We start from the raw sequence: 22,670 nt of genomic DNA on the forward strand, positions 1-22,670 counted from the left end.
GTGGTCATGGCGAATTTGGAAAATCTTCTCGCAGTTTTAAGTAGACCAATTTCGATTACTGCCAAAAAGAATAAGACTGCGGTGAAGATTGATTACAAAGTTATCGCGGATTTGCCTGAAAGTTAGGGCTAATTCACCAGCCACTATTTAAGCTGTTGGCACTGGTGAATCCAAAGTAAAGGTTGCTATCATCGCTAACATTTAATTTAGATTTCAAATCGTTGGCATCAATTGTTGCGGTGGCATTACTTGACGTGAGCGCCGGAACAACACCATTTTTAGAATCATCAATAGCATACAGCAATCGGTTCGTTGATTTATCATACTTCACGGAGACATGAAACCAGCTACCCTCAGGGATAGTGACAATTTTATGGTGTACTACAGAAACTATATTATTCCATAGAGTTGTTGATGTTTTCGTGTATGTGTTAGGGTCTCCGGGATATGAATAAGCCGCATGGGGAAAAACACTCGTAGAATTATAATCATAATTACCATCAGCGTCTGAGTGAAACCAGCCCCCATCTTCATTCTGATGGACATCAAACTCTATCGCCCAACTGTTCTGAATAGCAGTATTTGCACTACTGGTGCTCGAAAACTTCTTCGGGTCAGCATAAACTCCCAGTGTTTCACCCGAGTCGCCCGAATCCGACAATAGTTTGGCATTCGATTTTGCAAGAACAAAGGCCATCCCATCATCCTTGCCCGTTGTAGCATCAACTTTTGGCATCCGTACCCAGAAGCCCAAAGATGAGCTGCGCTTCAATGAAAAGTTAGGTTGATTAGTCCAAATTGACTGAAACTCACCAACATTTTCGTTAATATTGTAGAGTTGAAATTTTGTACCCGCAGCAGCCGTTACAATCCCTGCCGTCGTTCCCTTAAAATAATCATCCGGAAAATTCAACCCTGTCGGCGTACTACTACTGTCCGCCTCCGCGCGCGGTGGAATAACGGCAATCAACGCCAGTGCCATCGCCAAAAGGCTAATCATACTCCATCGTAACCAATGTTTTCGAATCTTCATCATTATCAGCCTCCCCCTGGCCTATAATTGATTTTAATTATTTACCCGCTGTGGTGCCGTCTTCGTCATCCTTCTTACGACGCTTGAAGAGAAGAAGCAGAATCAAGAGCAGCAGGAGCAGAATCAGAATTGCGAGTGCGATGAGCAACCACATCAGCCAGTTCGTCTTTGGCTTTTTCTGGTCCACAGCTGATTTGTTCAGCTTGTTTGCCACATCTCGTTTAATTACAAAGTTTTTAGTGAAGTGCCAGTGGTATTTCTTGTTTACCGCCCAAGCATTCAGATCAAGTGTGTACTTACCTGCCTGTAAAGGCTTGTTGTTAGCACTAACAGGAAAGGCAAAGTCCGAGTTAGGCGCGATTCCCATATCCTTCTTATTAACTTTCATGACAACTGTCTTGGTGCCGCGCTTGTAGATTTTGGCATCCATCTGCAACTTCGTCATGATGATTGGCGCAGTGTTTTCTACATTAACAGAAATGTAGTTGCGGTAGTTGAGCTGTGTTGGCTTCACGCTGTGCAGAATCATGTTCGGCGCAATTCCGCTGATGGAGTCTTGTTCCTGAGCCTGCAAACCAATTACATAAGCGTAACGGTTGGTAAGGGACACACCCTTTTGCTGCTTTTTCGCACTAGTGTTGTCAACTTCCATGACGCGAATACCACCAAGAACCGTCCCAACAAAGCTCTTGGTTGGCACAGTCATTGGTAGTGAAAAAGCCTGACTGGTCTTTGCAGGAACAGTCACAGTGGTCGGCTTAGGCAGCATTGTTTCAATGTCTAACGCCAACGAACTGGCCTTTTTGGTTCCGTGCTTGCTGTAGTCAATGACCCCGTTAACGTTCGTAGTCGCGCGGTTCACACTAACGCGGTACTTGTGTGATTTACTGTCTTTGTTCTGAATGGCAATCGTCAAGTTTTGCTTTTGATCTGGCTTCACCTTCAGTACAAAGTACGTGACCTTGTTGGTCATCTGGTTGCTTGGAAGCTGCGCGCTAACAGAGTAGGTCAATTGATCCGCATGCGTCGTCAAAGTCGGCGCCGCGGCAATTAACCCCACCAATGCCATCAGGAACGCTACAAGTTTCTTCATCAGAATATTCTCCCACTCTCTTGCAAAAAAGAGGGCGTTACCGCGCACGCGATCATCTCGACCGGTCATGCTGACAGCAAACGCCCTCCATACGCGAATTTCAGTTCCAGTTTACCATATCTGCAGTTATATCAGTAGTAGGCCGAACATAGGTCGCGATTTAATTTATTTTATTGAGTCATCCAACAAGACTATTCTGCAGGTGTACCGTTTTGTGCAGAGGCCTGTGCAGGGTCACTGCCCACAGCAACCGTAGCAGCACTGGAAAGCGTCCATGTAAGTGTGGACGTGTAGTCTCCTGCAACGTTACCAGCTGGTACAAAGAGCGTCGCCTTGTCAGGTGTAAAGGAGTCGATGTTAGCACCAACACCCTGCGTACCATCAACAGCGGTGAAAACAGACTGTGCCTTACTGTTGTTCCCATCAAAAGCATTAACACTGGCAGCGGAAGAGTTACCGTTAGGGTCAGTAGTAGCACCAGCACCCAACTTAAGAATTGCGCCCCTGAGTTCCGCAGCAGAAGTATCGTCAGTAGACTTAAATGGACCGGCTGCCATTGTTACATCCCAACCGGAATCGTAACCAGGGTTGGTAACTTGAAGATCCGTTACAGAAGTAGCTTCGTAGGTTTGGTCTTTCGCAGAAATCGTGTGTGTGCCAAATTCAATGGTTGGTACCTTGTCAAGGGTAATCCCCATTTCTTCGCCCTTACCGTCGTTGCTCTTCGTTGTCAGGTTGATGTGACCCGTTGTAGTCTTACTGGTCGAGTTGTTGTCAGCAGCAAACGTCGTAACGCTCGTAGCAGCGATGTTCAGTACAAGTGCAGCAGCAGCGGTGATAGCAAAGATGTTCTTCTTCATGATAAATTCCCCCGAATTATAATTTCTTATTTGGCTTAATTGACTGTTTTAATTCCAAAAAAAATGGCCCGATCATTCAGCGAGTGGTGTTCTCCTGAGACCGGGTCGTCCTAAGCGCCTGTTTTTTTATCAGACATCTGCTTAGGTGAGCAAAATATTCATTTGTTTATTGGTTCTTTAGGGTTTCCCCTGTCGAGACTCTGTATATTACACACCTTTTTAGGATTGCGCAACCCTTTTTCGCAATATAATAAAAATATTTTTATATTAACGATACCATTAGTTAATGGTGATAGTCGTAGAATCCACTTAGCCGATTGCAATCAGCTCTGGCTTGCCGAAGTAGTAACCTTGCATGACGTCCGGCGCGTAATCGCGGGCCAGGTCCAGGTCTTGTGCGTATTCGAAACCTTCAATCGCGAAGATCTTGTTGTGACGCTTGGCCAAATCGCTCCAGAACTTCAGCTGTGTGCCGACGCCAGCCATCTGCTGGCTCGCCCGTGCATTCTGTAGTGCAAACTTATACTCACTAGTAAATTCATTTAATGCATGCGCCATTTTGGACTGATTATCGCCAGTTCCGACGTCATCCAGCACCACGCGAATGCCGCAATCACGGTAATCGCGGGCGGCCTGCACAAGGTCATCCATCTGCACGCTGTTGTCACGCTCGGTGAGTTCAACGTAGAGGTGCACTGGCCGAGTGCGGAACACGCGGGTGATGCTAGCGCGGAACTGCGCATCGACGAACTGGGCTTGATCCAAGTTAAAGGAAATGAGCGGCAAGTCTGGTGGCAGCGCCTCGATTGTGCGTTCGAGCAAATTGGCAATCTCAGTTGCGGAGAACTTGCTGAAGTCATCTGGCAGTTGCCAACGACCGTCAACGTATTCCCGCAGCAGGAATTCATAGCCAATCAGCTTATTCGGATTTGTGTTTGAAACCTTCTTCTGTCCAAAAAACCTTATCATGGTTAATCCTCCCGGGGTGCTTCCGACATCCTGTAGAATAAAAAAGGCCCGCCACACGGCGAGCACTAGGCTCCCGCGGACGGGTCGTCCCGCGTCTATATCGCACGCGGGTGAGCATTTAAATTCAATTTCAGGTCACTTACTAATAGTATTTTAGCACGGACACCCCAACGTTGCCAGAGTTTGTATGAACATTTTCATATCTTCTACTATTAATGTAGTAAGAACATCCTACAACGGTTTATACGCCGTCAATTCCAGCTTGCTCCAGAACTGGTTAGCGTCTGGGTTCTTATTGTAGTTCTTCACCCGCTCGTTAACCATGCTGTAGTCGAGGTAGAAGTTGTCCGGTGCGTACACCGCTTGGTCATTCATGTACTTCTGCCACTTGTAGAAGACCTGGATGCGCTTTTGGGTGTTCCACGAGCTGTTGTCGTTCATCTGCTCAAGCAGCTGCGTGTTCTCCTTGGATACAAAGTGACTCAAGTTGAGCGCGGCGTTCTCACTGTAGAACGCACTCGGCGTCGGCTCGTTGCCAACCGCCCAGGCCGCGTTGTACACGTCAATCTGATCTTGCTGCGGCTGCTGCAGAATGCTGTAGAAGCTGTTCATGTCCATCAAGCGGCCGTCCGTGAACTGTACGTTCAGCCCGAGCTTGCGCCACTGCTGCAAAGCATACTGGGCGCGAGCATCAGACGCGGCCGAGCCCTTCGCCGCCGCAAAATGAATCGTCAGTGGCTTGCCCTTAGGGTCCGTGCGCCACTTATCACCACTGCGCTTCTTGTAGCCGGCATCATCAAGCAAACGCTTGGCCTTGGCCAGGTTGTACTTGAAGCCAGGGTTGTTCTTGTCGTTGTACTGCTTGAAGGTTTTTGGAATCAGCGTGTTGCCGCGCGTGGAGATGCCATTGCCGAATTTCCGGTAAACGGCGTCCAGATCCAGCGCGTACATCATTGCCTGGCGCAGATTCTTATTGTTCATTTTAGCGTTGGCATCCGTGACGTTCTTACCGGTCTTGGTGTCAAAGTGCCCAACGTTGAAACCGTAGAAACCATACGCGCGTGCCGGCACGCCGACCGCGGTGTAGTCCTTGAGCTTTGCCAGCGCGGGGTAACGGCTGCTTGGTGAGTTGTAGGCAAAATCATACTTCTTGGCCTTGAACGCCGCGACCACGTTACTCGTGGAGACAACCTGAATCAGAATGTGCTTAATCTTGGCCTGTTTACCCCAGTAATACTTGTTGGGTACCCAACTCGTCGATTCGCCCTGCACCACTTTGGCAAGTTTGTACGGGCCAGTGAACAGCGGGCGCTTACGCACTTGCGGCGCGGACATGAGGTCGGCAATGGCAACCTTCTTGAGATAGGCGTAGGGTTCAACCGTCGCCAGCAAGAACGGACTGCTCAGGTATTGCATTGCCGGCACCATCTTGCTGTAACGAATGACCACGCGGCGGCCCGTTTCGCCGTCCGGGAAGCTGATACCCGAGATAGTCTTGGCCTTACCGGAATGAAAAGCCGCCATCCCCGCAATGGCCGCCAAATCATTGGTGTACTGCGTCGACGGTGAATCCGGACTGCCAATAATCTCGTAAGGATACTCAACATCCTTGGCCGTCACCTTGGCGCCGTTCGACCACTTCGCATTCTTGCGTAGCGTAATCGTGACGGTCTTGGCCTGCCGGTCGAGGCGCATGTTGGCGAGGCCGCCGTCAATGATTTTGCTATTGGCATCAACGTTGAACAACATGTTGCCACTGCCTGGGCTGAACACATCGGCGTCCTCAGCGTTCGATTGCAAACTGGTCGATGCAATCCCTGCAAAAGGCGCATCGCTGACTTCCGCAATCTTCAGGGTACTGTTGTTACCCGCCGTAGTTGCGTTACCCTGGCCACTAAACTTGGTCGGCATCCCCACGATTTTACTCGTGCTCTTGGGTTTAGCTGACTGTCCGCACGCCGCTAACGTGAGAACAGAGAGCAGCGCAACTCCAGTCGCCGCCCACTTCTTCGAATTCATCATTTGTGATTTCCTCCATATAATAGCGAGACGCCCCCACGACACCTCTCGACCGCATTTCTGCGACCACGTTTAACCACCCTTGCTATCTTACCGCGCGACCCACAATTTTGACACGCTGTGACTTAAATTTGTTTGATTTGGTGTCATCCGCAAGGATGGCAGCTACGAAATCGGCCGCAGGTCGGGCCTGGGGCGAATTGGCTTCGCAAGCAGGAACTCCGTCAGCGGGGACCGTTTCAGCCGGCTTTGCCGTCTTCCACTGGGGATTTTGCCGCAAAACCGGCGTCAAAGTCCCGCTCCCGATACAATTAGCCGTGTACACCCGACGAAAACTATGTCGGGCATACACGGCTAATTGTATTTTCGCTGACTCCGTCCCTGCTTGCTACGCCAATCCACCCCAGGCCCTAAGCGCATTAACGAGACGATAGTGATGGTATTTCCGGAAATATCAAAAGTAAGCTGTTCCCGAATGCCGTGATATTCGTCAAATCAGTCAATGTGGATGAGCCAACACGAATGCAATCTCCAGACGCCAGACCATCAGAAATCACCCTGACTATTCCTGTGATTAGCACTTGGTAACGTGTTGGCTACGGAGGTGGTGGTGCGCTGGGGCGAAGCCAGTCGACCTCGCGCTTTAGCGCGTAGTGAGACGGACACCGAAGGGTGAAGGGAACGGAGTCGGGCGAAAAGATGATTGTTTGGAGACAGGACGGCCGGTTTTGCCGTCGTGGCTTCGTACAATCATCTCGGGAGCGTAGAGTTGACGCCGATTTTGCGGCAACTCTACCAGCGGAAGACCGCGACAGCGGGCTGAAGCGGTCCCCGCCCGACGTAGTTCCCGGAGCGCAGCCATTTGCACTCATCGCTTTTGCGATGTTAGTGCAATGGACACCGTAGGGCCCAAGCGCACCACCACCGGAGTTGCCGACCCACCGCCTTACGGGCACGGGTTTATGCTATCGGACAACAAAAGCCCCGAGCACAAAATGTGCTCGGGGCTTTGCTTTGTCAGCAATTTTGCCGGCAACATCAATCCTGATTACTTAGGGTTAGATGCTGTCAGAGCAAGCTTGCTCCAGAACTCGTTGTTAGCAGGGCTCTTGTCGTAGTTCTTAACACGGTTGTTAACCATGCTGTAGTTAAGGTAGAAGTTGTCAGCAACGTATGCTGCCTGGTCGTTCATGTACTTCTGCCACTTGTAGAAGACCTTCACACGGTGCTTCGTGTTCCAGGACTTGCTGTCGTTCATTTCGTTCAGCAGCTTGGTGTTTTCCTTGGAAACAAAGTGACCCATGTTGTATGGTGCAGTTTCGCCGTAGAGCTGAGTCTGCGTAGGTTCGGAACTGGTAGACCATGCAGCGTTGTAGATGTCGATCTTGTTCTGCTTAGGTGCCTGGAGAACACTGTAGAAGCTGTTCATTTCCATTGGCTTGCCGGATGTCATCTTAACGTCCAGGCCAAGCTTGTGCCACTGCTGCAGTTCGTACTGGTAACGAGCTTCGGTAGCTGCGGAACTCTTCATAGCACCGAAGTAGATAACAAGCTTCTTACCCTTAGGATCGGAGCGCCACTTGCTGCCGTTGCGCTTCTTGTAACCAGCGTCGTTCAGAAGCTTCTTAGCCTTGGCCATGTCGAACTTGAAGCCAGGGTTGCTCTTGTCGTTGTACTGCTTGAATGCAGGTGGAATGAGGGTGTTCCCACGGTAGGAGATCCCGTTCCCGAGCTTCTTGTACAGGGAGTCCATGTCCAGAGAGTAGAACATTGCCTGACGCAGGCTCTTGTTGCTCATCTTGGAGTTCTTGTACATGACGTTCTTACCAGTCTTGGTGTCGTAGTAACCAAGGTTGAAGCCAAAGTAGCCGTAAGCCAGTGCAGGTGTCCCAACTGCGCTGTAATCCTTCAGCTTCTTAAGTGTTGGGTACTGGCTGCTTGGTGCGGTGAAGGCAAAGTCGTACTTCTTCGCCTTGAATGCAGCCGTGATGTTGTTGCTAGAAACAACCTGGATGGTGATGTGCTTGATGTTAGCCTTCTTGCCCCAGTAGTACTTGTTAGGAGACCAGCTGGTTGATTCACCCTGCACAACCTTGTCAAGCTTGTAAGCACCGGTGAAGATAGGGTTCTTACGGACCTGATCCGAGGATGCCAGCTTAGCAATTGGGACATTCTTGATGTAGTTGTATGGTTCTACAGATGTCCAGATGAAGGAGTTACCTGCATATGCCATGGAAGGTGCCATCTTGGAGAAGTGAATGACAACCTTGCGGCCACTAGCACCGTCTGGGAAGGTAATCCCAGAAATGGTCTTCGCCTTACCAGTGTGGTAGTCGGCCATACCCTTGATGACTTCATAGTCAGAAGAGTACTGCTGTGAAACAGTGTTCTTGTTGGCAATGATTTCGTATGGGTATTCAACGTCCTTGGCGGTAACCTTGTCACCGTTAGACCACTTTGCGTTCTTACGCAGCGTGATTGTTGCCGTCTTGGCCTTACGGTCGAGCTTCATGTTGGCAAGCCCGCCGTCGACAATCTTGTAGTTCTTGTCAACGTTGAACAGGCTGTTTGAACCACCTGGTGAGAAGACGTCCATGTCTTCAGCGTTAGTCTGGATAGTTGGGGACGTAATCCCTTCAAAAGGTGCGTCGTTAACTTCGGCAACCTTCAGGGTGCTCTTGTTAGCTGCTGCTGTAGCGCTGCCCTTGCCGCTAAAGCTAGAAGGCATCGTTACAACTTTATTTGTGCTCTTGTCGGATGAGCTGCTGGATTTACCACACGCTGCCAGTGCAACGACTGAAAGCATGGTAACCCCAGCGGTCAGCCACTTCTTCGAATAACTCATATATGTTTCCCTCCACTCACTGTGTTACGAATAAAATTATTTCGAGATGTATCTCTGGACGCTTGCTATGAACGAGACACCACCTCCCTAAGTGGTTTGCTTTTAAACCACGCAGCTTTCTCTAGTTACTGCGTGCTATAGCTGCTAAGTTAGTCGTCGCCGCGACGCTGTGCGGCGTTCAGTGTCCGCCGTGCTACTTGGCCGACATAACTGATGGACAGACAGAGGATGATAATCTCCAGTGCGGCTGGCAACCAGGTCCACCAGTAGTTCGTAATGTTTTCTGGGTCGTTCGCGTTCGCAATTAAAGTCCCCAGTGATGGCGTCCCCATCGGTAGGCCAAAGCCCAAGTAGGAAAGCCCCGTTTCAACCCCCATGTTCTCCGCAAAGGACAAGGTCGTATCAACAATAATCAGTGAGGAAATGTTTGGCATGATTTCCCGGAAAATAATTTTGAGATTGCTCGTCCCGAAGGCGCGGGATGCGGACACGTAGTCCTTATGCGTTTCCGCCAAGGTCCGCGAACGAATCAATCGGGAAGTCCCCATCCAGTAGAAGCAAGACAGGATGAGCGTCAAGGTGATGGCGTTGTACTGCGGAATGACCGTGACGATAACGATGATGGTCATCAGCATTGGGATAATCATCATGAAGTCGTAGACACGCTGCATGACCAGATCCGCCATGCCGCCGAAGTAACCGGAAATCATCCCCCAAGCAATCCCGAAGGTTGAGGAGATGACGGTCAGGCCAATCGCAATCCCAATGGAATTACGAGACCCAACAATCAGTTGCTTGGCAATGGAGCGACCCGCAGAGTCGGCCCCCAGCCAGAAATCGCTGGTGAATGGCTGTGCGTAGTAGGACATGATGTTGGTTTCCATCGCGTGCGGCACATTGATGAACAATGAGGCCACAAACACGAAGATGAAGAACGCCAGGATGATGACCAGGGCAACCAGCGCCGGCTTGTCGGCGCGGAATTCCTTCCACATCACCTTTAGCGCGGATGGTGTTTTTTCCTGTTCGGCTTCTTTAGTGAGGCGCGCCAGGTCTTCTTCTGAAATTTTGCTTGTATCTAACTTAGAATCCAATCGTCTCGCCTCCTAAGAAATCCGAATACGTGGATCGACGATGCTGAGCACGATGTCAGAGAGCAGCGTCCCCATCAGGTTCAAGAACCCGTAGAGGAGCACCAGCGCGGTGATAACCGTGTAATCACGGTAGTTAATCGCGTTCAGGAACAGCAGGCCCATGCCGGGGTAGGAGAAGACCATTTCGGTAAAAATGGAGCCCCCGAGCAACCCGGTAATGGAGTAACCCGCAAACGCCGCGATTGGCAGCAAGGAGTTACGGAAAATGTGGTGGCGGTAGATGGCCTGCATCGGCACACCCTTGGCCCGCACGGTTTTCACGTACTCACTACCCTTGGCATCAATCACTTCGGAACGCAGGTACTGGACGATGTTAACCGTCCCGAACAACGCCCCGAGCAGGCCTGGCAGGAGAATGTGGCCTAATCTAGAAATTAGGGTCCCGCCGAGGCCCGTCGCTTGTGCGGAAACCGACCCCGCTGTTGGGAACCAGTTCAGCGCGTAGCCGAAGACCCAAATCCCAACAACCAGCACAACGAAGAATGGAATCGACATGGTCACGAAGGTGTAAATCTGAACCAATGTGTCCTGAAGCTTGCCTTCGTGCTTACCAGCGTAGATACCCAGTGGCAGGCCGATAACGTAGGTCAGCACCATGGTGAAGACTGCCAGGTACAGGGTGTTCGCACCGCGCTGAGCAATCAGCGCCGTAACTGGTTCGTGGTATTCGTAACTGGTCCCCAGGTCGCCATGGAACAAGTGGACAACCCAGTTCCAGTACTGCTGATACCAAGGATCATACAGTCCGTTCAAACGCATCAAGTGGTGAATCTGCGCCTGACCCATCCGCGGGTTAATTGACCCGGTAAATGGATCCCCCGGCATCATTTTGGCAAGGATGAAAACCAGCACGCTGAGGACAATGAGTTCGGGAATCATGATGAGAACACGACGCAAAATTGTTTTCCACATGTTAAGCTTTCCCCTTTGCTTTCAGTTCGTGCAGTAAGTCATCCGGCAATGCCACCGCATGCGTTGCGGAGACTGCCTGGAGCGGCAGTGCAAAGCCGTCCTTGTCGTAGTACTTGGCTTGTTCTTCTTCGTATTCCTTCTCAATGGCCAAACGCTGCTTGCGGTGTTCTGCGCGGCCATCCACGTTCGTTTCCGGAATGGCGGCCAGCAGGCGCTTGGTGTAGATGTGCAACGGGTGGTTATAAATATCATCGCGCGTGCCAATCTCAACGAGACGGCCGCGGTGCATAATGGCAATGTTGGTGCACATGTGGCGCACAACCCCGAGGTCATGCGAAATGAATAAGTAGGAAACACCCAGTTCGCGCTGCACCTTCTTCATGAAGTTCAGCACTTGCGCCTGAACGGACAGGTCCAGGGCAGAAACTGGTTCGTCAGCGATAATCAACTTGGGGTTCGTGGCAACCGCCCGGGCAACCCCGATCCGTTGCCGCTGCCCACCAGAGAACTGGTAAGGGTATTTGTACAAGGCGTCGGCGCCAAGACCAACGATGTCGAGCAACTGGATAACACGCAGCTTCTCTTGCTCCTTGTCTAAGTGTTCAAAATTCCGGAGCGGTTCGGCAATGATACTCTCAATCCGCTTGCGGGGGTTCAGTGAGGACAGCGAGTCTTGGAAAATCATCTGCACGTTGCGGTTGTACTCAGTACGTGCAGTCCCCGAAGCCTTGATGTCTTGCCCCTCGTAAAGGATGGTGCCAGCAGTCATCTTTTCCAGACCCAGGATTGACTTACCCGTCGTCGTTTTGCCGGACCCAGATTCACCAACGAGACCAAAGGTTGAACCAGCCTCAATGCTGAAGGAAACGCCGTCGACCGCTTTGACGTTGTCGATGATGCGGTTCCAGAAACCGCCACGGACAGGGTAATGAACCTTCAAGTCCTTAACTTCAATTAAACTCATTCATCACCACTCCCCTTAGCTTGGTCCGGAAATTCGAATGTTTTGTAGCACGTGCACCGCACCATGTGGCCCGGTTCGACTTCGTGCAGTACTGGGTGTTCTTCGTGGGCATCAGCTGGCAGCCATGGTACCCGGTCGGCGAAACGATCGCCTTCCTGCGGCATCTTCTGCAGTGATGGCACCATGCCTTGAATGACGTAGAGATCGTCGTTTTCGCTCCCGCGCTGGGGCATTGCCCGCAGCAGTGAACGCGTGTAAGGATGCTTAGGCTCATTGAAAATCTGAGCGGCAGCCCCTTCTTCGACAATCTGACCAGCATACATAACGGCAACGCGGTCCGCCGTTTCGGCAACAACCCCAAGGTCATGGGTAATCAAAATGATGCCGGCATGGTTTTCCTTTTGGATGTCAGTGAGCACGTCCAGAATCTGTGCCTGAATCGTAACGTCCAGAGCGGTCGTTGGTTCGTCGGCGATAATCAGTTCCGGCTTGCAAGCAATCGCAATAGCGATGATGACACGTTGGCGCATCCCCCCAGAGAGTTCGTGTGGGAACTGGCGCGCGGTCAATTCTGGATCAACAATCCCAACCTGGTTCAGCAACTCAATGACGCGCGCGTGGCGCTGCTCCTGGGTCATATCGGTGTGGTAAACCAGTGGTTCGGCAATCTGTTCCTCAATGCGCTTCAATGGGTCCAGTGAGGACATTGGGTCTTGGAAAATCATCCCGATTTTCGCACCCCGTACCTTATTCATGCCTGCTTCATCGAGCTGCAGCAGATCCTGTCCCTCAAACTCGATCGTGCCGGACACCTTGGTGATGTTGGGGTCATGCAGACCCATAATGTTGGTGGCTAGCGTACTCTTACCGCAACCAGATTCACCAACGATGGCCAGAATCTCGTCATGCTTCACGTCGAGGTCGACCTTGCTAACGGCGTCGTAATACTTACCGTTAATCTTAAAAGCCGTGCTGACGTTCCGCATGCTGAGGAACTGCTCTTGCTCTGTCGTCATAAAATAGCACCCGCTTTCTTTATGTAACTAAAATTTGTTTTTGGTTAGTCAATTATTAAACTATGCTGACTTATTATGAGACGAATGAGCGATAATTACAAGGGTAATTCGTTAATTTTGTGAACTTTGCGTGAATTTAGTCGCATTATTCCGTCAATGCGTCACGTTAACTACGTGCAGGCGTTCTGCTATCTGATTTTGTTTGAGTAATGTGCGACGTAAACAAGTGTTCGCGAGCCTCATCGTCCGCGTTTTAATTATGAGAATATGAACAAACTTATAGCTGACACGGCGTAATTTATTGGCATCGGCAGTGCTTTTTGGCAGGATTGCGTCCCACCTTTTATGAGAATTCATATTTCGATAACGTGTGTGTTTTATTACGAGATGTTGCGTTTTTGCATGAAAAAGTGTTTTTTGCGGTTGAACGGAGGCCGGGTCTGGGGCGGATTAGCTTCACAACCGCGGACTCCGTTAGCGGGGACCGCCCTACGGTGTCCGGGGGACTATGGCGCTAAAGCGCCAAGGCCCACTGGCTTCAGCCCGCGAGCGCGGGCTTCCGCTGGGGATTTTGCCGCAAAAGTCGCGTCAAAATCCCACTCCCGAGAAAATAAGCCATGTACACCCGACCAAAACCTCGTCGGGCATACATGGCTTATTTTCTTGTCGCTAACTCCATCCCCGGTTGTTACGCCAATCCGCCCCAGACCCTAGGTGTTTTTACAATACAGATGTGGGATTTAACTCCTTACAAGGAGTAGTATGCCTTGTACCTAGTGCGTACGTGTCTAAATATAGCCTTATACGGTCATCAGTCTCAGCGATTGCTGACATCACCCAACGCAGCTTAAAATCGAAACAATTCGCACTCGTTCGCCCTGTCTTAGAGTACGATTGCCACCCAGTATCGTGTCAGCTGTGTAGGCGGTGGTACGCTTGGGTGAAGCGGAGGGAACGGAGTCGGGCGAAAGCATTATCGTTTGGAGACAGAACGGCGACTTTTCCGTTCTGGCTGCACACGATAATGCCGGGAGCGCAGAACTGACGCCGGTTTTGCGGCAGTTCTGCCAGCGGAAGACCGCGTTAGCGGGCTGAAGCGGTCCCCGCCCGACGTAGTTCCTGGAGCGTAACCCAAGCGCACCACTGCCGCAGTTGCCGAGTACCACACAAAAAGGCCACGATGCAATTTGCATCGTGGCCCCAATTAATTACTTGCGATTGGTTGTGCGTGGTGCTGCCTGGAACAAGTTGCGCAGGTGGTACTTGCGCTTCAGGAAGAAGTGACCACCGTAAGCCAGAATGGCCACGATGAACTGGCCAACAGCTGGCAGCTGCGCAGTCAGGAACGTGTTCCCGTGCACGGTCAACCAGGTTGCCCCGAGCGAAACCAGCACGATTAGCGCCATGCCGGCGATAATCAGCAGGAACAGGTTCGGTCGCTTGCCCTTAGGCATATCCATCCAGCGACTGTAGTAAGTGAAGACGAATGCCGCCACAAAGGACATCAGTAGCAAGGACACGAAGCCACCTGAGGAAGCCTGGCTCTTGTTCTTGGCAAAGAAGGACATCAGGCCGTACATTACGGCGAAGATTGCCAGGAAGGACAAGCCCAAGTCGACGGTTTCAATCCAGAATGGCTGCTTCTTGACTGGCTTGGGCGCGTTCAAAATGCGCTGGGCCAATTCACTTGGCGCACCGTAGACAGTCGTTGCCGGCTTGCCTTCGCGCTGATCCTTCAGAATCTTCGGCAGGAATTCGACGAGAACGGCGTGTTCCTTCTCGTCGTCCGCACCGTCTTCCTTCAGGAACTTACGTAGTTTAAATACGTAATCGGAATTCTTGTTACTGAGCTGGGGAAGCAGTTCGTCAACGTTAACCGCTGGCGTTACTTCCTGCTGTTCTTGCTTCTTATCAGACATTGTTTCCTCCCAAGAGTTAAGGCGCTGGCAAAATAATTTTGCACACTGCGTCCGTATTATCCGGGCACGACCGCGCCGCGACCCCCAATGTGATGCCCCGCTTAGACGTTAAAGCGGAATTCGATAATATCCCCGTCCTGAACGACGTATTCCTTACCTTCAGAGCGCAGACGGCCGGCTTCACGCACGGCGGCGGTGCTCCCGTACTTGTCGAGGTCGTCAAAAGACATGGTTTCAGCGCGAATGAAGCCGCGCTCGAAGTCAGAGTGAATAATCCCGGCAACTTGTGGCGCCTTCATGCCCTGCTTGAAGGTCCAAGCGCGTGTTTCCTTACCACCAGCAGTGAAGAAGGTGGCCAGACCGAGCAAGTGGTAACTTGCCTTGATCAGCTTGTCCAAACCGGATTCCTCAACACCTTCAGCTTCCAGGAAGTCGGCCTTATCGGAATCATCCAATTCGGAAATTTCCTCTTCGGATTCGGCACAAAGGGCGATGACTTCAGCGCCTTCCTTAGCAGCTTCCGCCTCAATCTGCTTCACGTAGTCGCAGTCTTCAGGGTTAGCCATGTATTCCTCGGCGATGTTAGCCACGTAGAGCACTGGCTTGCTGGTCAGCAGGAAGAAGCCCTTCACAATCTTCTGTTCGTCCTTATCGAAGTCGATGCTACGTACTGGCTTGCCTTCTTCAAGAACCGGCTTAATCTTTTTGAGAATTTCGAACTCAATCTTGGCTTCCTTGTCACCGGAACGCGCAACCTTCTCAACGCGGTCGTAGCGCTTAGTGATGGAATCCAGGTCAGCGATGGCCAGTTCCATGTTGATGGTTTCCATGTCATCGAGTGGGTCGATTTTGCCGGTGACGTGGGTGATGTTGTCGTCATCGAATGCCCGCACAACGTGCACGATGGCGTCAACCTGGCGAATGTTTTCCAGGAACTTGTTCCCCAGGCCTTCACCCTTGCTGGCACCCTTCACAATACCCGCAATGTCGGTGAATTCAAAAGTCGTGTGGATGAGCTTCTTGGCCGGAATGAGTTCATCAATCCGCGCCAGACGTTCATCAGGCACCTCAACCATCCCGACGTTTGGGTCGATGGTCGCAAATGGGTAGTTCGCCATTTCGGCCCCCGCCTTGGTGATGGCGTTAAACAAGGTGGACTTACCAACGTTTGGCAGTCCGACAATCCCAGCAGTTAAAGACATGATAGTGATCCTTTCTTTTGGTACGTGAATTAATGGATAAATGGTGCACGGCTTTATGCCGCTTTGCTGCGGAGTCGAGCTCCGCCGAACTGAAGGCTCCGGTTAACACAGTTTTGCTTCTGGTGATTTCATCACCTCCACCAAAACTCCGTTAATCCTCACCGTCAACCCGTTCGGCTGCACTCTGTTCATAGTCGAGCTCCGCCGAGCTGAGACCTGCGGCTAAGACAACTTTTGCTGCGTGCGCTTTGCGCCCTCCGCAAAAGTCCCCTTAGTCCTCGGTCTCAACCCGTTCGGCTGCGCTCTGTAATACCTTCTTCATCCGTTTCTCGAAGTCGCGGCGTGACATCATCACGATGTGCCCACAACCAGTGCAGCTGATCTTAATATCAGCGCCCATGCGGATGATTTCCCACCGGTTCGTTCCACACGCGTGGGGTTTCTTCATTTGTACAAAATCGTGTAAATCGTACATTTTGCAGCCTCCACAAGGTTTTCAAAATACATTCTACTATATTAGCACAATGCCACAAGGTCAGAGTTAGTCGATGTTCACGTCCAGCAGGCTCAGGATGCGGTTGAGGTCTTCCGTGTTGGTGAAATCAATCTCAATCTTGCCCTTGCCCTTGTGTGTCTGGGCGATATTGACCTTCGTGCCGAAGCGGTCGACGAGTTGATTCTCGCTAGCCCGCAGGTAAGGCGACTTTGGCTGCGCTGCAGCCTTCTTCTTGGCGCCCTCATTCTGCTCGGCAATCAGTTTTTCAAGCTGACGCACCGTTAGACCTTCACTTGCCGTGCGCTTTGCCAGCGCGAGCAGCTTGCTCTTGTCCTTCAGACTCAGCAACGTCCGCGCCTGCCCCATCGACAGTTTGCCCTCGCTGAGCATCTGCTTCACAATTGGCGGCAGTGACAGCAAGCGCAGGTAGTTGGCGATGTAGGGCCGACTTTTGCCCAGACGCTTGGAAACTTCCGCCTGCGTCAGGTTGAGTTTCTTGATGAGCATGTCGTATGCCTGCGCCTCTTCGATTGGCGTCAGGTTCTCGCGCTGCAGGTTTTCCAGCACCGCAACCTCCATCATCGCCCGTTCGTCAAAATCACGGATGATGGCCGGAATGGTCGTCTTCTCGGCGAGCTTGGACGCACGGAAGCGGCGCTCTCCGGCGATGATTTCGTAACCATTCACACTCTTGCGCACGATAATGGGCTGGAAAACCCCCGTGGCGCGGATGGACTGCGCCAGGTCGTTCAGCGCGCTTTCGTCAAAATTCTGGCGCGGCTGGTAAGGATTAGGCCGGATTTCAGCCAGCTTTAGGTCCACAACCGCGTCATCACTCCGGGCTTCGGTATCGAGATCGCTGAAAATCGCGTCAATCCCGCGACCGAGGCCCTTCCCCTTCTTATTCACCATGAGCAGCCATGACCTCCTTAGCCAATTCTTCGTACACCTGCGCGGCCCGTGAGTGCGGATCAAAGTCCACAATCGGTTCACCGTAAGATGGCGCTTCGGCCAGCCGCGTCAAGCGCGGAATGACCGTGCTGTATACGTGGTCGCCGAAGTGACTGCGCACTTCTTCAATAACTTGGGCGCCCAAGTTCGTGCGCGCGTCGTACATCGTCAGCAGTACGCCTTCAATTGCCAGGTCTGGGTTGAAGTGCTTCTGCACCAGCTTGATGGTGTTCAGCAATTGGCCCAGGCCTTCCAGGGCGTAGTATTCACTCTGCACTGGAATCAAGATGGAGTTGCTGGCGGTGAAGGCGTTAATGGACAGCTGCCCCAATGATGGCGGGCAATCAATCAGAATGTAATCGTACTGGTCCAGCACCGGCTTGAGGCCGAGCTTCAGGCGCATTTCGCGCGCCATCTGTGCGGTGAGTTCAATTTCGGCGCCAGCCAGCTGAATCGTGGCGGGCACAATATCGACCCCATCGTGCTCAGTGTGCAAAATGGCACTGTCAATCGGCTCTTCGTTCACGAGCACGTCGTAGATATCCTTTTGCACCTGGGGCTTTTCGATGCCGACCCCACTGGTGGCGTTGCCCTGGGCATCATCGTCCACAATCAGGACGCGCTTGCCCGCGTTGGCAAGACATGCGGCCAGGTTAACGGTGGTTGTGGTTTTACCCACGCCCCCCTTTTGGTTCGCAACAGCAATTACGTGTGCCATGGTTTCCCTCCCTAATTAAATCGCGACTGCGCGACAATGCCTACTTCTTAGCGGCCGGCTTCGGTGCCTTCGGGTTTGGAATCTCGATGACAATGCGGTGCACCCCGCCGTCATCTTCCTCGCGCATCTTCACCTTCATGCCGGTGTCTTTGACCATTTTGAGTGATTGCTTAATCGTGTTGACCGCCACGCGCGTGTCCTGCGCCATGGCGATGCGCTTCTTGCGCGGCTTCTTCGGCTTAGCGGTCGGCGTTGCGTCTGCCGCAGCGGCCGGTTCTTCCGTCTGCGCATCTTCTTGCGCCATCTCGGCGGCAACGGCCGCGTTAATCCGTTCCGCAAGCGCGTCGTTGGCCTGTTCTTCGGCCAAAATTGAATCAGGGTCGATGATGCTCTGCACGAGCCGCGCGGTTTCCTTGACCGTCAGGTTGTTTTCGGCAATCTGGCGCAGGGCCTGCAGCTGCTGCGTATCGTCCAACTTGAGCAACTCACGGCCATGACGTTCGCTAATCGCGCCGTTCATGATGGCACTTTGAACCGGCTGGCTGAGCTTCAGCAGACGCAATTTGTTGGCGACAAAGGACTGGCTCTTGCCAATCTGGCGGGCCAGCGTCTCCTGGGTCATCGCGTTCTTATTCATCAGTTCCTGGTATGCCCGCGCTTCTTCAACGGGGGACAACTGGGCGCGCTGCAAGTTTTCGATGATGGCCATCGCGGCGGATTCGTCGTCCGCCATGGTGGTCACAATTGCAGGCACCTTGTCCCAGTTGAGTTGGGTCGTCACCGCACGGAAACGGCGTTCACCAGCGATAATTTCATACTGGCCACGCTCGTATTCGCGCACAATGATAGGCTGCAGCAAGCCGTGATCCTTAATGGTCGCGGCAAGTTCCTTAATGGCCTCTTCCTGGAACACCTTCCGGGGCTGGAAGCGGTTGGGCACAATGGCCGCGGTTGGCAGCTCGGTGACCGTCTTTTCGTCTTTCTTTTTCCGTCCAAAGAAATTCAAAGCCATAATTTAGCCTCCAATAGGTTGCTTGGCCGGTGTCCCCGGCTTGCGTGGGTACTTCTTCGGCGTTGCCGCCGCCTTGTCGATGACCAGCAAGTGCCGCGTCTCGTCCAGGACGGGCAACTTGAACGCGATGTCGCGGTCAAAATTCCCGCCAAGCAGTTTCAGTGCGGGCTTGGCAGCCGTCAATTCGTTCGGCGCTTGCGCCGCCTTCAACGCAATGAACTGACCGCCAATGCGCACCAGTGGCAAGCACAGCTCCGCGAGTACTGGCAAGGCCGCCACCGCGCGGGCAGTGACCAGGTCGAACTGTTCACGGTAAGGCGACTTCTTGCCAGCAAAAGTTTCCGCACGGTCATGCACGAGTTCAACACCAGTTAGGTGCAGCTTCTTGCACAGGCGGTCCAAGAAGTCGATACGCTTTTGCAGCGAATCCACAATGGTGATTTGCAATTGTGGGTTCAAAATCTTCATTGGTAGTGACGGAAAGCCGGCGCCAGCACCCACGTCGCACAGTTTGACAACGGCGGTGCGCAGTTCCGGAATCTCGGTGAGCGGGGTCACGGAGTCGTAGAAGTGCTTCAGGTACACATCCCCTTCTGCCGTGATGGCGGTCAGGTTCATTTTCTCGTTCTCACTCACCAGGTACTGGAAGTAGGTGGCAAACTGCTCTTTTTGCTGATCCGTAAGCGTAATGCCCTTGGCGGCCAATGCTTGTGCAAATTCTTCTGGAGTCATGTATATATCCTTTCAAGAAGAGGCTGTGACAGAAGGCGGTTAGAAACCGTTGTGCAAGGTGGTGTCGATAGAAATCCCGATTTTAGGATTTTTGTCGTCACCACCTTGCACGTTAGGTTTCTGCCTTCTGGAGCGCGACTAACGCCCCCTGTCCAGCCGCCACAATTGTGGAACATCTCTCGTTTCACGTCACTCCCTAGTTTAGCCCAGCGGCCGGACGTTGACAACCGCTTACCTAGCCGCTGTTGCACATGAAACGAGCGTGTCTTTTGCAGACAAAAACGCCTATAATTGGGCCGAAACGACGCCAAAGGAGTGATTCCAATGTTCCCAGAAACTCTACGCATCAACACCTTCACCATGCCGCAACTACAGGCGGAACTGGCCGCGCAAAACGTAGGCCTGAACGTCCACGCGCAGCAACTGCTAGCGCGCGCTGATTTACAAGCGGCGGACGCGCACCCTCTGACTCTACACTTGCAGGTGCGAACCGTTGCGGATCTGCGGATTCCGCAAGCAGCAACACTCCCCGCAATTTTTGCAGCGGCTACGGCTCAGGGACTTGCACTTTGCCCGTCAGTGACCGGTGCTTACCTGCGTCTGGCTTACCTGCAGCAGCCCGCTTCAGATGCGCCAGTACACGCCGGGCGGGCACCACTGGGCGCACTCACGGTTGCTTCGGCACCCTTGTCTTCAGACGTCGAGTATCCCAAGGGCTTTTACCTGCGGATGATTGACGGTCAGCCGTGGCTACGCAGGTACCGCTGTGATGATACTTACGTTTGGCACGATGACGACGTGCTCGTCTTTTGCATCACCGACGCGAAGGCCTAGCCAACAACAATAGATTCTGCAAAAGTTCCCGATTTTCATTGACCACACTACTTACTTAAAGTAAGATGTAGTCGTAATCAAGTTTCACTAATATGTCAGATAAATCAGAAGAAGGTACGCACAATGAACGAAACACCAATGAGTATGGCTGAGGTTGACGAGCTGGTGCAGCAGGCTAACGCCGCTGGCAAGAACGTCACGGAAAATGATGTCATCACAAGCAGTCTACTGGACTGGGCAGACTTTCTGCTCGCTGAAGGGCTCGAGGGCAGTTACTTCAGCGCCCACCTGAACGGCCCCGACATGACCATCACCGACGTGGCCGGCGCGGTTGTGGCCACCATCACCACTCAGGATACCGACTGGCTGGCAGCGTTCAAGAAGGCACCGCGGCAGACAGTGCTGGCCATTCAGACGGCACTGCGCCACAAGATTGACACCCACGAGATTGCGCTCTAGCGCAAGGAGGCACATGATGCAGATTACGTTTAAGGATGAAGCCGCAGCGCGCATTCAGCCCCTGCTGCAAGACGGCAAAAAGTTGCTTTTAACTTTTGAAGATGGCGTCGGCCCTTACTCACAGCACGCCATGATGCACATGATGGTGCAGTTCAGTCTCAACATCGTTGCGGCGGACGCCGATGTGCATGATTATGACGTCTGGCTCGACAGCAACCTCGGCCCCGTTGGCGTTAAAGGGTACTCGCAAGAAGACCTCGACGAACACCTGGTGGTGAAGTTCAACGACCGCGAGAACGCGTACGTGCTCAGTGGCGATATTGGCCAAATTGACAGCAACATGGGCTTCATCGACTTCACGGATCCGAATGGGCTAAAGAACAACCCAGCCCGGTAGTGTTGAGATATTTACATGAACATGAACGCACTAAAGGAGCCTTTTGCACAATTAGCGTGTAAAAGGCTCCTTTTTGATTTCAGCAATATGCTTGCAAACGCCAGGCATGCGTTTGCCCATTAATACACGGAGGGACGGAAACAAGCTTGCGTAATCAACTCGTTTCCGTCCCGTTCGCAAATCTTAGTCAGCCGTCACAACCGCCTGCGCACCCACGCGCTGTTCGTGGCGCTGCTGAATCATGTCTGCGAACGCCTCCGCAATGTTGCGGTTGCGCAGAATTGGTCCGTGGGAGTAGCTACCGAAAGTCTGCTTGTACTGCATCCCCTCGTAGCCTTCTTCAGGGTTGTTGCCGAAGCCCGTAACCATTTTACCGAGCGGCTTGAGCTTGTCCTTGTCATCGAAGTAGGTGCAACCACTGTGGTTCTCGAAGGCCTTGACGATGCCCCACTGGGTTTCGTACTCAGTGTCGCCAATCATCCGTGCTTCCGGACGGAAGACGGTGTGCAGTGGCAAAAGGCCAGTGCACTCGATGGTCGTTCCATCGACCATTTTGTACTCGGTGCCGAGGAACTGGTAACCGCCGCAGATGGCAAGCATTGGGTTGCCGGCTTCGATATACTCGTGGAGCGTAGCCGTCAGACGCGGCACGTCGCGGGCAACAACGGTCTGCTCGTAGTCCTGGCCACCGCCAAAGAATACGAAGTCGTAATCCATAGCGTTGAACTCACGGCCCAGGCTAATGTTATCAACGGTCACGTCGTAGCCGCGCTGATTGAGCAGGTAACGCATGATCTTCACGTCACCGCTATCACCGTACGTATTCATGAGGTCTTCATACAGGTACGCAATCTTGATTGTTTCAGCCATTGTTTCCATCCTTCTCGTTAATCTTTATCTGCAAATTATAGCACAGCAGGGGGTACGTGAATCGAGACTCGCTTACTTTTAATAAGTATTATACACCCTTTTGATTGTCAATACATCCTGCAAAGTGCCATGCAATTATCGATGAGCCTCAATGAACACAACAAAATTTATATAACGTGTTTTATTTTAAGCAACGTCTTACATCACTATTTATA

At 52.2% G+C, this 22,670-nt stretch carries 21 protein-coding genes; 3 read left to right on the forward strand and 18 right to left on the reverse strand.

The features are described from left to right. Positions 1-133: 133 nt before the first annotated feature. The 17 genes from EKM97_RS03170 to rsmG all read right to left on the reverse strand — a co-directional run bounded on the left by EKM97_RS03170 (position 134) and on the right by rsmG (position 19,895). Positions 134-1,036 carry an L-type lectin family protein gene (locus tag EKM97_RS03170; protein WP_125570836.1) on the reverse strand — a complete coding sequence of 301 codons (903 nt, stop codon included), beginning with the start codon at positions 1,034-1,036 and terminating at the stop codon, positions 134-136. A 34-nt stretch (positions 1,037-1,070) separates the two neighbouring features. Next, positions 1,071-2,126 (reverse strand): DUF916 and DUF3324 domain-containing protein, encoded by a 1,056-nt coding sequence (locus EKM97_RS03175; RefSeq protein ID WP_164507416.1) that lies wholly within the window; start codon positions 2,124-2,126, stop codon positions 1,071-1,073. 191 nt (positions 2,127-2,317) lie between these two features. Then, positions 2,318-2,986 (reverse strand): WxL domain-containing protein, encoded by a 669-nt coding sequence (locus EKM97_RS03180; protein WP_125570838.1) that lies wholly within the window; start codon positions 2,984-2,986, stop codon positions 2,318-2,320. Positions 2,987-3,295: 309 nt separating this feature from the next. Then, positions 3,296-3,955 (reverse strand): EAL domain-containing protein, encoded by a 660-nt coding sequence (locus tag EKM97_RS03185; protein WP_125570839.1) that lies wholly within the window; start codon positions 3,953-3,955, stop codon positions 3,296-3,298. 231 nt (positions 3,956-4,186) lie between these two features. Beyond that, on the reverse strand, positions 4,187-5,977 hold the full coding sequence (locus EKM97_RS03190) for an oligopeptide ABC transporter substrate-binding protein (protein ID WP_164507417.1): 1,791 nt from the start codon (positions 5,975-5,977) through the stop codon (positions 4,187-4,189). Positions 5,978-7,022: 1,045 nt separating this feature from the next. Further along, positions 7,023-8,819: an oligopeptide ABC transporter substrate-binding protein gene (locus tag EKM97_RS03195; protein WP_125570840.1), complete on the reverse strand. Its 1,797-nt coding sequence runs from the start codon at positions 8,817-8,819 to the stop codon at positions 7,023-7,025. Positions 8,820-8,968: 149 nt separating this feature from the next. Continuing rightward, complete coding sequence (locus tag EKM97_RS03200; RefSeq protein WP_125570841.1) at positions 8,969-9,913, reverse strand: ABC transporter permease; 945 nt, start codon at positions 9,911-9,913, stop codon at positions 8,969-8,971. A 12-nt stretch (positions 9,914-9,925) separates the two neighbouring features. Then, positions 9,926-10,885: an ABC transporter permease gene (locus tag EKM97_RS03205; protein WP_125570842.1), complete on the reverse strand. Its 960-nt coding sequence runs from the start codon at positions 10,883-10,885 to the stop codon at positions 9,926-9,928. Between the two features lies 1 nt (position 10,886). Continuing rightward, positions 10,887-11,849 (reverse strand): ATP-binding cassette domain-containing protein, encoded by a 963-nt coding sequence (locus EKM97_RS03210; protein WP_125570843.1) that lies wholly within the window; start codon positions 11,847-11,849, stop codon positions 10,887-10,889. Then, a complete protein-coding gene (locus EKM97_RS03215) occupies positions 11,846-12,865 on the reverse strand; it encodes an ABC transporter ATP-binding protein (RefSeq protein WP_125570844.1) in 1,020 nt (339 codons plus the stop codon). The genes EKM97_RS03210 and EKM97_RS03215 overlap by 4 nt, the downstream gene beginning before the upstream one ends. 1,208 nt (positions 12,866-14,073) lie before the next feature. Next, complete coding sequence (locus EKM97_RS03220) at positions 14,074-14,784, reverse strand: DUF1129 domain-containing protein (protein WP_125570845.1); 711 nt, start codon at positions 14,782-14,784, stop codon at positions 14,074-14,076. 101 nt (positions 14,785-14,885) lie between these two features. After that, the gene (gene ychF, locus EKM97_RS03225) at positions 14,886-15,986 is read right to left on the reverse strand and encodes a redox-regulated ATPase YchF (protein WP_125570846.1); all 1,101 of its coding nucleotides are present in this window, start codon (positions 15,984-15,986) and stop codon (positions 14,886-14,888) included. Positions 15,987-16,257: 271 nt separating this feature from the next. After that, on the reverse strand, positions 16,258-16,461 hold the full coding sequence (locus EKM97_RS03230; protein WP_125570847.1) for a DUF951 domain-containing protein: 204 nt from the start codon (positions 16,459-16,461) through the stop codon (positions 16,258-16,260). A gap of 66 nt (positions 16,462-16,527) precedes the next feature. Further along, positions 16,528-17,394: a ParB/RepB/Spo0J family partition protein gene (locus tag EKM97_RS03235; protein ID WP_125570848.1), complete on the reverse strand. Its 867-nt coding sequence runs from the start codon at positions 17,392-17,394 to the stop codon at positions 16,528-16,530. Next, complete coding sequence (locus EKM97_RS03240; RefSeq protein WP_125570849.1) at positions 17,384-18,151, reverse strand: ParA family protein; 768 nt, start codon at positions 18,149-18,151, stop codon at positions 17,384-17,386. The genes EKM97_RS03235 and EKM97_RS03240 overlap by 11 nt, the downstream gene beginning before the upstream one ends. 40 nt (positions 18,152-18,191) lie before the next feature. After that, positions 18,192-19,163, reverse strand: coding sequence for a ParB/RepB/Spo0J family partition protein (locus EKM97_RS03245; protein ID WP_164507418.1), 972 nt, complete (start codon positions 19,161-19,163; stop codon positions 18,192-18,194). A gap of 3 nt (positions 19,164-19,166) precedes the next feature. Beyond that, the gene (gene rsmG, locus EKM97_RS03250; protein WP_125570850.1) at positions 19,167-19,895 is read right to left on the reverse strand and encodes a 16S rRNA (guanine(527)-N(7))-methyltransferase RsmG; all 729 of its coding nucleotides are present in this window, start codon (positions 19,893-19,895) and stop codon (positions 19,167-19,169) included. A gap of 324 nt (positions 19,896-20,219) precedes the next feature. Here rsmG and EKM97_RS03255 point away from each other — a divergent pair, with 324 nt between their 5' ends. From EKM97_RS03255 to EKM97_RS03265, 3 genes are all read left to right on the forward strand, one after another. Next, a complete protein-coding gene (locus EKM97_RS03255; RefSeq protein ID WP_125570851.1) occupies positions 20,220-20,729 on the forward strand; it encodes a hypothetical protein in 510 nt (169 codons plus the stop codon). Between the two features lie 123 nt (positions 20,730-20,852). Then, positions 20,853-21,188, forward strand: coding sequence for a hypothetical protein (locus EKM97_RS03260; RefSeq protein WP_125570852.1), 336 nt, complete (start codon positions 20,853-20,855; stop codon positions 21,186-21,188). Positions 21,189-21,204: 16 nt separating this feature from the next. After that, complete coding sequence (locus tag EKM97_RS03265) at positions 21,205-21,585, forward strand: iron-sulfur cluster biosynthesis family protein (protein ID WP_125570853.1); 381 nt, start codon at positions 21,205-21,207, stop codon at positions 21,583-21,585. A 183-nt stretch (positions 21,586-21,768) separates the two neighbouring features. Here EKM97_RS03265 and EKM97_RS03270 read toward each other — a convergent pair whose 3' ends face one another. Beyond that, positions 21,769-22,455, reverse strand: a complete 687-nt coding sequence (locus EKM97_RS03270) for a type 1 glutamine amidotransferase (protein ID WP_125570854.1) — start codon at positions 22,453-22,455, stop codon at positions 21,769-21,771. Positions 22,456-22,670: the final 215 nt, after the last annotated feature.

Source organism: Lacticaseibacillus songhuajiangensis (genome assembly GCF_003946025.1).
In the GTDB taxonomy this organism is placed as follows: domain Bacteria; phylum Bacillota; class Bacilli; order Lactobacillales; family Lactobacillaceae; genus Lacticaseibacillus; species Lacticaseibacillus songhuajiangensis.